Here is a 12,428-nt window from a genome sequence, read left to right as displayed (position 1 = left end):
ACGCTTTCAGACGGCAGGCGGAATGGGAATGCGGTCGATCGCCTGGGCGAGTTGTTCGAGCCACAGGTCGGGGCCGTCCTCAACGATGGTCGAGGCGCTTTCGATGACGAAGCCGCCGCGCGCGACATGCGGGTCGCCGACGGGGAAGACGGTCTTGGGCAGATGCCCTTCGACCAGCGCCACATCGTCGGGATGCATCCGCAGGATCGCCGATTCGGCGCTGTCGGCGAGCATGTCGATCGCGGCTTCGATGCGATGCGCGAGCACGTCGGGCGCGACGCCCGATTCGCCGACCATCTTGGTGACGAGATGAAGCACGGTCTGGCGCAGATGCCCGGCCATGCGCTCGCGGTCGAAATGCGCGCCCGCGGTCAGCGCTTCGCTGACCTGCTGGAGCAAGGCGGCCTGCTGCGCCGCCGCGACTTCGGCCTCGGCATGAGCGGCGGCGAGACCTTCGGCATAGCCGGCGGCACGCGCCGCAGCGACCGGATCGACGAACTCGCCCTTAGAGGGCTCGTGGGCCGGATCGAACGGGTCCCAGCCCTCGGTCGGCTTGTGGCCGGGTTCGGCGGGGCTGAAATGTTTCGGCTCGACCGGCGGCGGGTTGCGCCGGCCGATCTCGCGCGCGGCGAAGCTTTCGGGCGGCGCGAACGCGCGTTGCAGCGCCTCGGCGATACCCGGATTGCGCGCGGAGAAACCGGGCGTGAAGTCAGACATAATCGTCGTCCCCGCCGCCGCCCGGCATGGTGATGGTGCCGTCCTTCACCAGCTGGCGCGCGATGGCGATCATCACCTTCTGCGCCTCCAGCACTTCGGCCATCTTCATTGGCCCGCGCGCTTCCATCTCGTCGCGGATCGTATCGGCGGCGCGGCTCGACATGCAGGCGAGGAAGCGGTTGCGGCCCTCCTCGTCGACGCCCTTGAGGCTGCGCACCAGCACGTCGCTCTCGATGTTACGGAGCAGGGTGCCCATATTCTTGTCGTCGAGTTCGAGCAGGTTGTCGAAGACGAACATCGCCTCCTCGATCGCCCTGGCAACTTCGCGGTCGAGCTTCGCCAGTTTCGGCATCACCTTCTGCTCGGTGATCTTGCGGACCGCGGACATGATCTTGGCGGCCTCGCGCGTTCCGCCCATCTGAACGCCGACAGCCTTGCGCGGCTGGGCGGAGTGGCGTTCGAGCAGCGAGGTCAGCGTGGCGATCGCCTCGGGCGTCACCGGGCCGAGCCTGGCGACGCGGCGCAGCACTTGCGGCTGGATCGCCTCGGGCAGCATCTCCAGCACCTTGCCGGCGGTCTCGGGTTCGAGATGCGCGAGCAGCACGGCGGCGATCTGCGGATGCTCCTCCTCGAGCATCGACGCGATCTCGGTCGCATCCATCCAGGCGAGCTGCGAGATCGATTCATTGGGTTCGGGCGGCAGGATACGAGCGAGCATGGTGCTCGCGCGTTCCTCGCCCAGCGCCAGCGTCACGACCGACTGCACCTTGGGCCGCGGATCGAACTGGATCGCGCTGCGCTCCTGCGCGCGGCCGGTGAAGTCGTCGAGGACCTGCGCCATCTCCCATTCGCTGACATCGGCGACGCTCATCATCGCGCTGCCGAGCTCGCGAACTTCTTCGGGATCGAGCTTCTGCAGGATCGCGGCGGCTTCCTCGTCGCCGACGATCATCATCAGCACCGCGGCGCGTTCGACGCCGGTGAAGTTGCGGGGGGCGTTCATCTCAATTCCCCGTCTTGATCATGTCGCGCACGGCCAGCGCGGCGCGCGCGGGATTGTCGCGGGTGAAGTCGCGCACGAGGCCGACGCGGTCACCGAGCGACACGCCGCCCGCGCCGAGCATTTCGGGGCTCACCGGCGAGGGCAGCGGCACGCCGTCCGGTCCACCCATCGGCAGCGCGCCACCGCGGCCGCTGTCGTCGCGCTTCTTGAGCAGCGCCTTGGCGAGCGGGCGGACGCCCATGAACAGCACCAGCAGCGCGATCACGAGTGCGGTGACGTTGCGCAGGATCATCGCGAACCAGCCGCTTTCATAGAAGGGCAGCCCCTCGTCCTTGGCATCGGCGGCGGCGCTGAACTTGCGGCTGACCACGGTGACGGTGTCCTGGCGCGCGGCGTTGAAGCCGACCGTCGCCTTGACCAGCTCGTCGATCTGACGGATCTCGACCTGGCCGCGCGGCTTGCCCGGCTCTTCCTTGAGCAGCACGGCGACCGAAAGGCGCTTGATGTTGCCCGGCGCGGCGCGCGTGACCGAGATTTCCTTGGCATTGTCATAGCTGCGCGCGAAGCTGTCGGTCTGCTTGATTCCGGCCGCCACGGCGGCGGTCGCGGCAGCAGCCGCCCCGCCAGCCGCAGGCGTCTCGCCCGGCGTCGGCGTGGCGACGGTTGCAGGCGCGGGCGCTTCGTTGGAGAGCGCGCCGGGGATGCCGCCGGGTGCGCTGGCCGTATCGCGCGGCGCGCCGGTCCAGCTGCCCTGTTCGGCGCGCATCACGGCATTGGCCTTGTCGAACGTCTCGCGCGTCGCCTGACTCTCGTCGAGATCGACATCGGCCTGCACCTCGGCGGTGAAGTTGCCCGCGCCGAGCAAAGGCGTGAGCAACTGCACCAGCTGCTGGCGGTATTTGTCCTCGACGCGGCGCTGGAAGTCGATGCGCGCGTCGCCGGCGGTGTCGGTGCCCGACTTGCTGAGCAGCGCGCCGGCCTGATCGACGATGGTGACCGCTTCGGGCTTCATCCCGGGGACCGACGAGGCGACGAGGTTGACGATCGAGCGCACCTGCGGATCGGAGAGCGTGCGGCCCGGCTCGAGCGTGACGATGACCGAGGCCGAAGGCTCGGCCTTGTCGCGCACGAACACGGTCGCTTCAGGGGTGGCGAGGTGGACGCGGGCGACTGCAACCGTATCTATCTCGCTGATCGAACGCGCCAGTTCGGTCTCGCGCGCCTGACGCAGCCGTTCGCCCTCGACGGCACGGCTCGCGCCCATCGGCAGGTTGTCGAGCAGCGCATAGCCGCCCGGCGCCGCCTTGGGCAGGTCCTGCCCGGCGAGCAGCATCCGCGCCTTGTGGAAATCGTCTTCGCCCACGGTGATCGATCCGGCATTGTCGATCGTGTTGGGAATGTTCGCCGCCGTCAGCGCTTCGGCGACAGCGGCCTTGTCGCTTTCGGGCAGGCTGGCGAACAGCACGCGCTGCGGCGGGGTCGACAACATCGCCCAGGCGAGCGCGGCGGCGCCGATCAGTCCGAGCATGAAGATCAGTGGCAGGCTGCGCTTGACCGCAGGCTGCGACAGGATCGAGCCGATCTGGCGGAGCGGATTCGCCTGGCCTGCGAGCGCAGGGGCGGCGGGGGTGTCGGCGGCGGTGAGGGCGTTGCTCATGGTCAGACCGGCATGCTCATGATGTCACGATAGGCGGTAAGCAGCTTGTTGCGGACTTGAAGCGTCGCTTCGAAGCCGACCGAAGCTTCCTGGCGGGCGAGCATCACCTTGGCGATGTCGACCGTCTCGCCGCGTTCGTATGCGGCGGAGAGTTCGCTGGCGTTGTTCTGCGCGCCATTGACCTGTTTGAGCGCGGTTTCCAGCGTGTCGGCGAAGCTCGCCGGACCCGCCGGTTGCTGCACCGGCACCGAAGCGCCGCTGGTCGCCGCGCCGCGCAACGCTTCGTTGCGTTCGAGGATCTGGGCGCGGAGCTGCATGACGCGGTCGATCCCGCCCGCTCCGCCGATAGCACCGACGCTCATGCGCTAATCCTCCCCAGATTCTGGCGGGTGATGTCTTCGCCCTGCTCGCGCGCCTTGGCGAGGCGGTAGCGCAGCGTGCGCTCCGAAATGCCGAGCCGCCTGGCGGTTTCGATCCGGCTGCCGCCGCACTGCGCCAGCGTCTCGCGGATCGCCGCGAATTCGCTGAGCTGGACAATGTTGCTGAGCGTGCCTTCGGCCGGCGCCATCGCGGTCGCCGGGGCACGGTCGAAGATCAGGTGATCGGCGGTGATCGCATCGCCCGGGCACAGCAGCAGCGCGCGCTGGATGACATTTTCGAGCTCGCGGACATTGCCCGGCCAGTCATGGCTTTGCAGCACGGCGAGCGCCTCCTGCGTCACCCAGGGCAGCTTCGTGCGGCCGGCCGAATGGCGCAGCACCATCGCCGAAGCGAGCGCGGCGACGTCGCCGGGGCGCTCGGCCAGCGGCTTGGTCGACAGCGGGAATACCGACAGGCGATAGTAAAGATCGGCGCGGAAGCGGCCCTCGGCGACTTCGCCCTGAAGATCGCGGTTGGCGCAGGCGATGACGCGGACGTCGATCTTTTCCGCAGCGGTCGCGCCGATCGGCACCACTTCGCGCTCCTGCAAGGCGCGCAGCAATTTGGCTTGCAGCGCGAGCGGCATCTCGGCGACTTCGTCGAGCAGCAGGGTGCCGCCATTGGCCGCGCGGAAAAAGCCCTCGCCCGCGGCATTGGCGCCGGTGAACGCGCCCTTCTGGTGGCCGAACAGCAGCGCCTCGAGCATCGTCTCGGGCAGCGCCGCGCAGTTCACGGCGATGAACGGGCCGTTGGCGCGGGTCGAACCCAGGTGAATCGCCTTGGCCAGCACTTCCTTGCCGGTGCCGGTCGGGCCGTTGATCAGCACGGTGATATCCGCCGCAGCGACGCGCTCGGCGAGCGCATAGAGCGCGAGGCTCTCGGGGTCAGCCGCGACCGGGGCATGCGCGCCGCGCAGCATCGCGCTGGCAAAGCCGCTCGCCACCGCCGCATCATCCGTGCCGTAGGAGAGGCGCGCGGGATTGCCGTCATGGAAGGGGACCGCCGCGACCGGGCCTTCGGCCAGCACCAGCGTGCGCGCCGACACCGGCGGCGCCTCGCCCTCGACGATCATGAACAGATCGCCGGGCATCGGCTTCACCTTGTCGGCGGCGCCGATCGTGAAGCCCTGCGCCCGCAGCGCCGAGACCAGCGCATAGTTTTGGCGAAGAACAGCCGCTGACGGAAAGATCGTCTGCATTCGGAAACCCCCTGTGGAGCCTCCTGTTGGACGATTGATGGTAAACGAGTGGTAAACCATCCGGCAAAATCGTGCCTTTCCGGCTCCAGATTGCCGCGCACGCCCTCACGCATGTGCGCGAGGGGCGTTCGATTTTTTTGCTTAATGCCGTCCGCACCCTGCCGTTCAACCCCTGTGGCGGATCGAGCTCCTTCGCATTCAGGGGGGTGGCAAGGACGCCGGACTGAACGGAGACTAGACATGACTGTTATCGGAACGAACATCGCGAGCCTTCGCGCCGCGAACGCGTCCAAGCTGGCGTCGTCGAGCCTGCAGACCGCCATGGAGCGTCTGTCGACCGGCAAGCGCATCAACAGCGCCAAGGACGATGCAGCCGGCCTCGCCATTGCGAGCCGCATGACCAGCCAGATCAAGTCGATGAGCGTCGCGATCCGCAACGCCAACGACGGCATCTCGCTGGCCCAGACCGCCGAAGGCGCGCTGGGCGAAGTGACCAACATGCTTCAGCGCATGAAGGAACTCGCCACCCAGTCGGCTTCGGGTACCTACTCGGATACCGACCGCGGCAACATGCAGACCGAAGTCACTGAGCTCGCTGCCCAGATCGATGACGTGCTGCGCAACACCAAGTTCAACAACGTCCAGCTGTTCGCGTCGGACAAGGACATCACCAAGTCGATCCAGATCGGCACCAGCTCGGGCCGCACGGTCGATCTGAAGATCACCAAGCTCGATCTGCAGTCGATCACCGGCAAGACCATCGCGGCTCCGGTCGAGGCGGTCGAGGAAACGCCGGGCGAGGAAGAGCCGGCTGAAGCGACGCTTCAGACGCTCGAGGCGGGCGATACCCGTATCGGCACCGAGTACACCGTTACGGCCGACGACGTGACCAACAGCGCCGAGTTCACGATCGCCGTGGGTCGTGAAGTCCAGCTGAAGGAAGGCGACAAGATCTGGGATAGCGGCACGAGCGCGCTCAAGACGCTGGCGTCGGGCGACAGCGAACTGACCGGTCTCTACACCGTGATCCAGGACGACGTCGACAACGCGGCCGAAATCAGCGCGTTCGACTCGCCGGCCGAAGGTGACGTGATCAAGCTCGCCGCTGGCGACAAGATCTGGTCGTCGGACGAGCCGGTGATCGAGGAGCCGGATGGCGTCCTGACCGACGTTGCGACCGGTGACGATCTGATCGACACCGAATATACCGTGACGCAGGATGACGTCGACAATGGCGCCGAGTTCACGATCGACGTGGGCCGCGAAGTCCAGCTGAAGGCGGGTGACAAGATCTGGGACAGCGGCACGAGCGCGCTCAAGACGCTCGCGACCGGCGATGCCGAACTGACGGGCCTCTACACGGTCACGCAGGATGACGTCGACAACGCCGCCGAGATCAGCGCGTTCGACTCGCCGGCTGCCGGCGACGTGATCAAGCTGGCCGCAGGCGATAAGGTCTGGGTCCCGACGGCGGAAGAGACGCCGGAAGAGCCGGCCGAAGAGCCCACGACCCCGGCGGTCGTCGGCCTCTCGATCAGCTCGCGTTCGGCAGCGTCGACGGCGCTCGACACGGTCGAGACCGCGCTCGATGCGGTCGCAGCGACCCGCGCCAGCCTGGGTGCGGCCCAGAGCCGGCTCGAGTCGGTGGTCAGCAGCCTGACGACCAACGCCACCAACCTGACCGAAGCGCGCAGCCGCATCGAGGACGCGGACTTCTCGTCCGAGACCACGGCGCTGGCCAAGGCGCAGATCCTGAGCCAGGCATCGACCGCGATGCTGGCGCAGGCCAACCAGTCGCAGCAGAACGTTCTCTCGCTGCTTCGCTAAGCGTGTGCCGGTCGGGGTGTCACCCCCCTGACAGGCGCCACGGCCGGTCACCCTCCGAGTAATTGGAGGGAATGCGAGGAAGCCCCGGTGGCCGCAAGGCTGCCGGGGTTTTTCCTTTTGCGGTCCGGCATCGCGAGCGGGTCTAACCCCTTTTCGGGCAGGCCGTTACCCGTTGCTTCGCTTGTGCACCCGGCATGACTTCCTCAACCAAGGCGACAATCGCCTGTTGGGGAGTCCTGATGTCCATTCGCCCGCTTGTTTTCGCCGCCCTTTCGCTGACCGTCGCCAGCGCCGCGCTCGCGCAGATCGCGAACGATCCCAAGGAGCAGGCGGTGATCGACACCGCGGCGAAGCCGGACAGCTGGTTCCTAGAACAAGTCGGCGGCAAGCGCATCACGCTCGACGGCCAGACGCTCGACCTTCGCCTGCAATATCGGCTCGAGCAGGGATACAAGGCTGACGCGGCGCAGAAGAAGGCTGCGCCGCCGCCCGATCCCGCCGTCAAGCAAAAGACCATCGACGACTATTTCGCCGATCCCAAGATCGTCGCCGGAATCCGCGCCGAGGCCAATCAGGAATGGATCCGCCAGACCAATCCCGGCCCGGCGATGGCCTCGGTCCGCGACGAGCAGGTTCGTGCGCGGGACGGCCAGCCGATCCGCGTGCGCATCTATCACCCCAAGGCCAAGGGGCCGCTGCCGGTGCTCGTCTATTATCATGGCGGCGGCTGGGTGATCGGCAATATCGAGGCGGTCGACCGCTCGATGCTGCTGCTCGCCGATATTTCGAAGGCGATCGTCGTCTCGGTCGATTACCGCCTCTCGCCCGAAGCCCCCTATCCCGGCTCGTGGAACGACAGCGAGGACGCGTTCGACTGGACCGTCGCCAATGCCAAGCGTCTGGGCGGGGACGGCAAGCGCATCTGCGTCGGCGGCGACAGCGCCGGCGGCAACATGTCGGCGGTGGTGACCAACCGCACGCGCAACGCCGGCAAGTTCAGCCCGTCGTGCATGCTGCTTTATTATGCCGCGGTCGATAACCGGCCGGTGCCCGAGATGCGCAAGGACTATGCCTCGGCGCGACTGTTCTGGCAGGGCTTCGGGCTCGACGTGCCGTTCACCGAATATGTCCACCGCGCGGTGTTCCCGGGGCAGAATCTGTCACAGCCGGAAATCTCGCCGATCTTCGCCGACGGGATCGAGAAGATGCCGCCGACGGTGATGGCCTCGGCCGGGTTCGATCCGCTGCGCGATTCCGACCGCGTCTATGCCGCAAAGCTGCGCAAGGCCGGGGTGAAAGTCGTCGAGCTCGAATATCCCTCGCTGCGGCACGGCTTCATGCAGCACACGCGAGTGACTAAGGAAGCCGACCGCGCTTCGCGCGAAAGCGCCGCGGCGTTTGGAAAGATGGTGTGGGGACTCAAGCCGAAGCGCTGAGGCGCTAGGCTTCCGGCCGGGTCCAGATCCAGCCGCCGACGATGACCGCGGCCGCGAGCGAGACGAGCGGCCAAGGCATCGCGGTGAGAGCGAAGGTGACCGCGATGCTGACCGCGAAGGCCAGAGTCGCCGCCTTCTTGCCGGCGCGGCTGATCGCACCGCGCTCGCGCCAGCGCATGATGTGCGGACCGAATTTGGGATGTTCGAGCAGCCGCCGCTCCATCGCCGGCGAGCTGCGCGTGAAGCAATAGGCGGCGAGGATCACGAACACCGTGGTCGGCATCACCGGCAGCAGCGCGCCGATCACCGCGAGGCCCAGGCTGACGAATCCGGCGGCTAGATAGAGATGGCGGCGCACGGCTTTTGCCTAGCACGGCAATTGCGAATGTCTCGCAAAAAGATGCGGCGATGCGGTCAGCCCAATCGCCGCAACAGCCCCTTCTTCAGCCGGTCGTGCGCGCTCTTCTTGATCTGGCAGACTCGCGCGCCGCCGACGCCGAGCACCTGGCCGATTTCCTCGAGATTGAGTTCCTCGACATAATAAAGCTGGATCACGAGCTGCTCCTTCTCGGGCAGTTCGCTGATCGCGGCGATCAGCGCCTCGCGCTGGTCGGCATCGGCGAGCGCGTCGAACGCGGAGGGCTCGTCGGACATGAACCACGGGCCTTCGTCCGAATAGACCTCGTCGATCGAATCGAAGCGCACCGCCTCGGCGGTCGCGAAGTCGCTGCGCAACTTGTCGATCGTGACGCCCAGTTTCGACGCGACCGCAGCCTCGTCGGGCCGTTTGCCGCTTTCGTCGGTTAGCGTGGTGACGGCGTCGTTATAGGCGCGCCGCCGCTTCATCGCGCCGCGCGTCATCGTCGCCTGCCGCCGCAGCTCGTCGATCATCGCGCCGCGCACGCGGGTCTGGAGATATTGGTCGAAACTGACGAGGCCGCGATCCTCGAAGCTCGCCGCCGCCTCGACCAGCGCGACGAGGCCGATCTGGACGAGGTCCTCGACATCGATCAGCGAACTCATCGAGCCATGGACGTGCCACGCCAGCCGGCGGACCAGCGGCATGTGTTTGCGCACGAGGCTGTCCATGTCGCGCCGGGTCTCGCCGGTGCGGCCATAGGTGAGCGCAAACTCGTTGTGTTTCGGCATCGCGGTCATGCGGCGAGCGCCTCGGGTGCGCCGATCACGGCGACGACTTCAACCGACTTGTCCTCAGGCACTTCGAAGAAGCTCATCACGGGGGTATCCGGCAGACAGGTGCGGACCAGCTTGCGGATCGCGATGCGGATCGAAGGCTGGACAACAAGGGCGAAGGGCTTGGCCTCGGCCACGAGCGGCTGGGCGGCGCGCTGGAGCGCATCGACGATGCGGCGGCCGAGATCGGGTTCGATGGTGTGGCGCTTGGCCGGGTCCGAGCGGACCGCTTGTCCCAGCAATGCTTCGAGATGGCCTTCGAGCGTCATCACACGCAGCGGCTCGCGCACCCCGCACAGTCGCTGGATGATCAGCGGGCCGAGCTCCGGGCGGATCAGTTCGATGATCTCGTCGGCGTCGAGCGTGCGCTGCGCGGCCATCGCGATCGCGGCGGCGATGCGGCGGAACTCCTTGAGCGGGATGTTTTCGGCGAGCAGTCCGCGCAGCACTTGCGTCAGCGTCGTTATCGGCAGCGGGTTGGGCGAGAGCGCCGAGACCAGCTGCGCCGCGCGCTCGCGCAGGCCGTCGAGCAGCGCCTGCACCTCGTCCGGGCCGAGCAGGTCGGAGGCGTTGGTGATCAGCGCCTGATTCAAATGCGTCGCCATGACGGTGCCTGGATCGACCACCAGCCAGCCCTGGCCGGTCGCGGCATCGGCGTCGGCGGGCGAAATCCACACCGCGTCGAGCCCGAAGGTCGGATCCTTGGCCTTCTTGCCATTGAGCTTGCCGACCGCCTGGCCGGTGTCGAGCGCGAGCATCTCGTCGGGCGAGACATTGTCCTCGCCGATCACGACGCCGCCGACGACGATGCGATAGGTGAAGGGGTCGAGATTGATGTCGTCGCGCACGCGCACCTGCGGCACGACGAAGCCGAGATCCTTGGACAGCTGGCGGCGCACGCCGGTGATGCGGCCCATCAGCGCGCCACCGCGGCGCTCGTCGATCAGCGGCACCAGGCCATAGCCGATATCGACCATCACCTGCATGTTGTCGGTGACCTCGTCCCAGCCGATGCGCGAAGGATCGGCGGGCTCGGCGGCGATGTCGATCGGCTCGGGCGCGGGCGGGCGCTTGCTGGTCTGGTACATTTTCCATGCCATCCAGCCTGAACCGGCGGCGGCGGGCAGGATGATCAGGGCGGGCATGCCGGGCAGCAGCCCGAGCAGGCCGATGATCACCGCGACCGGGGTCCAGGTCTTGTGGCTGCCGAACTGGCTGCCGATCTGGTCGGCCAGCCCCTGTTCCTTGTTGGCGGAGACGCGGGTGACGATCGCGGCGGCGGCGATCGACAGCAGCAGCGCCGGGATCTGTGCGACGAGCGCGTCGCCGATCGCCAGCAGGACATAGGTCTGCGCCGCTTCGCCGATCGTCATGCCATGGCTGACCGGCCCGAGGATCAGGCCGCCGATGACGTTGATGAACAGGATCAGCAGGCCGGCGACCGCATCGCCCTTCACGAATTTCGACGAACCGTCCATCGCGCCGTAGAAATCGGCTTCGGTGCCGACCTCGACGCGGCGCGCCTTGGCTTCGTCGGGGGTGATCAGGCCGGCGTTCAGATCGGCGTCGATCGCCATCTGCTTGCCGGGCAAGGCGTCGAGGGTGAAGCGCGCGGCCACTTCGGACACGCGGCCGGCACCCTTGGTCACCACGATCAGGTTGATGATGATCAGGATCGCGAACACGAACAGGCCGACGACATAGTCGCCGCCGATCATGAAGGTGCCGAAGCTCTCGATGACATGGCCCGCGGCGGCCTCGCCCTCGTGACCATGCCCCAGCACGACGCGCGTCGAGGCGACGTTGAGGCCGAGCCGGAACAGTGTGGCGAATAGCAGCACCGTCGGGAAGGCCGAGAAATCGAGCGGCTTTTGCGCATTGAGCGCGACCATCAGCACCGCGAGGCTGATAATGATGTTCATGATGAAGAAGGTGTCGAGCAGGATCGTCGGCACCGGCACGACCATCATGCCGACCAGCACCAAAATGGCGACCGGCAGCGCGAAACTCTTCAGCGTGGGGACGATGTTCCCCTTCATTGCGGTAGCATTCACTGGGGTCAGGCTCCCATGCTCGCGAGCATCATATAGGCGAGGCGTGCGGTCTCAGGCGTCGGGCGCAGCGGATTGACGCGGGTGTCGTCGCGCCGGGCGGTGGTGTTCTTCAGCTGGTCGAGGGTCGTCAGCCATTTCTGGTCGCGGCCGACAGCCCCGTTACCGAGCACGACCTCGACATCGGGGCCGAGCGACTGGACGAGCTGCTGGAACTTGGCGTCGCCCGCGCCGATGCTGCCCGAGGCGAGGCCGGTGGCGCCGACCGCTGCCGCGCCCTGGTCGAGCTTGCCGGCGAAGCGCTCATAGATCTGGCCGAGCGAGCGCGGCGCGCCGTTGGCGGTATAGAAGATATTGCGGTTGGCGCGCGCGGCGGCGGGGAACAGCGCGGCGCCCGATCGCTCGGGGTTACCGTCCATCGCCTTGAGGAATTTTCGCGCGCCGCCCAGGCCGAGGAAGTGCGCCATATAGAGGTCGGTGCCGGTCGCGTCGCGGCCGAGCGAGGCTTCGAGCGCGTCCTTGTTGTCGCTGGCATGTTCGGCGGCCATCAGCGAGGCGGCCTGCGGATCGTTGCGCAGCGACAGGATCGCCTGGCGTGCGGCGGGATCGCTGACGACGAAGCGGCCCGAGCTGGTCTGGCGGATGCTGTCCGACGCCCAGCCAAGGCCGTGCTTGTCGCCATGCTCCTTGACCACGCCGAGCCAGCTTTGCTCGATGAACTGATAGAGGCCGGTGGCGGACGAGGTCGCGGCGCGCGCGTTGCTGCGCATACCGCTTTCAACCTGCGCCTGGCCGAGCAGATAGTTGAAGTCGATGCCGGTCTTCTGGCTGGCCGCTGCGATCGCCGTCGTGACGTTCGCCCTGGCTCCGATCGAAGGTATAGTCATCGGGCTCTTGCTCTTATTCCCCTAGGTGAAGGGAAATC

General features: G+C 67.1%; 10 protein-coding genes and 2 pseudogenes. 3 read left to right on the top strand and 9 right to left on the bottom strand.

Going from position 1 to position 12,428, the window contains the following annotated elements; translation table 11 throughout:
- Nucleotides 1–6 precede the first annotated feature (6 nt).
- The 5 genes from M9978_RS20750 to M9978_RS20730 are packed head-to-tail and all read right to left on the bottom strand — an operon-like array spanning nucleotide 7 to nucleotide 4,995.
- Entirely contained in the window at nucleotides 7–717 is a 711-nt protein-coding gene (locus M9978_RS20750) for a FliH/SctL family protein (RefSeq protein ID WP_254296675.1), read from the bottom strand.
- Nucleotides 710–1,720, bottom strand: a complete 1,011-nt coding sequence (gene fliG, locus M9978_RS20745) for a flagellar motor switch protein FliG (protein ID WP_254296672.1) — start codon at nucleotides 1,718–1,720, stop codon at nucleotides 710–712. Before fliG ends, M9978_RS20750 begins: the two co-directional genes overlap by 8 nt.
- Before the next feature lies 1 nt (nucleotide 1,721).
- Nucleotides 1,722–3,377 carry a flagellar basal-body MS-ring/collar protein FliF gene (gene fliF, locus M9978_RS20740; RefSeq protein WP_254296670.1) on the bottom strand — a complete coding sequence of 552 codons (1,656 nt, stop codon included), beginning with the start codon at nucleotides 3,375–3,377 and terminating at the stop codon, nucleotides 1,722–1,724.
- 2 nt (nucleotides 3,378–3,379) lie between these two features.
- Entirely contained in the window at nucleotides 3,380–3,739 is a 360-nt protein-coding gene (fliE, locus tag M9978_RS20735; RefSeq protein ID WP_254296668.1) for a flagellar hook-basal body complex protein FliE, read from the bottom strand.
- Nucleotides 3,736–4,995: a sigma-54 interaction domain-containing protein gene (locus tag M9978_RS20730; protein ID WP_254296665.1), complete on the bottom strand. Its 1,260-nt coding sequence runs from the start codon at nucleotides 4,993–4,995 to the stop codon at nucleotides 3,736–3,738. Before M9978_RS20730 ends, fliE begins: the two co-directional genes overlap by 4 nt.
- 111 nt (nucleotides 4,996–5,106) lie before the next feature.
- Between M9978_RS20730 and M9978_RS20725 the strand changes: the two are divergent.
- The 3 genes and pseudogenes from M9978_RS20725 to M9978_RS20715 form a co-directional block, all read left to right on the top strand.
- Nucleotides 5,107–5,592, top strand: a pseudogene (locus tag M9978_RS20725) (flagellin N-terminal helical domain-containing protein); the annotation flags it as partial.
- A gap of 975 nt (nucleotides 5,593–6,567) precedes the next feature.
- Nucleotides 6,568–6,822 (top strand): annotated as a pseudogene (locus M9978_RS20720) (flagellin); the annotation flags it as partial.
- 239 nt (nucleotides 6,823–7,061) lie between these two features.
- Nucleotides 7,062–8,258, top strand: coding sequence for an alpha/beta hydrolase (locus tag M9978_RS20715; protein WP_254296663.1), 1,197 nt, complete (start codon nucleotides 7,062–7,064; stop codon nucleotides 8,256–8,258).
- Nucleotides 8,259–8,262: 4 nt separating this feature from the next.
- Here M9978_RS20715 and M9978_RS20710 read toward each other — a convergent pair whose 3' ends face one another.
- Genes M9978_RS20710 through M9978_RS20695 form a run of 4 tightly spaced genes read right to left on the bottom strand, consistent with a single transcriptional unit; the run spans nucleotide 8,263 to nucleotide 12,390 of the window.
- Nucleotides 8,263–8,616 (bottom strand): YbaN family protein, encoded by a 354-nt coding sequence (locus tag M9978_RS20710; RefSeq protein ID WP_254296657.1) that lies wholly within the window; start codon nucleotides 8,614–8,616, stop codon nucleotides 8,263–8,265.
- Nucleotides 8,617–8,672: 56 nt separating this feature from the next.
- Entirely contained in the window at nucleotides 8,673–9,416 is a 744-nt protein-coding gene (locus tag M9978_RS20705) for a sigma-70 family RNA polymerase sigma factor (RefSeq protein ID WP_254296649.1), read from the bottom strand.
- Nucleotides 9,413–11,491 carry a flagellar biosynthesis protein FlhA gene (gene flhA, locus M9978_RS20700; RefSeq protein ID WP_254296645.1) on the bottom strand — a complete coding sequence of 693 codons (2,079 nt, stop codon included), beginning with the start codon at nucleotides 11,489–11,491 and terminating at the stop codon, nucleotides 9,413–9,415. Before flhA ends, M9978_RS20705 begins: the two co-directional genes overlap by 4 nt.
- Before the next feature lie 20 nt (nucleotides 11,492–11,511).
- A complete protein-coding gene (locus M9978_RS20695) occupies nucleotides 11,512–12,390 on the bottom strand; it encodes a lytic transglycosylase domain-containing protein (protein ID WP_254296642.1) in 879 nt (292 codons plus the stop codon).
- Nucleotides 12,391–12,428 lie beyond the last annotated feature (38 nt).

It is taken from the genome of Sphingomonas tagetis (assembly GCF_024211275.1).
Classification (GTDB): domain Bacteria; phylum Pseudomonadota; class Alphaproteobacteria; order Sphingomonadales; family Sphingomonadaceae; genus Sphingomonas; species Sphingomonas tagetis.
Note: the sequence above shows the minus strand (reverse complement) of the source record. Positions and strands in the feature narration are given on the sequence as shown.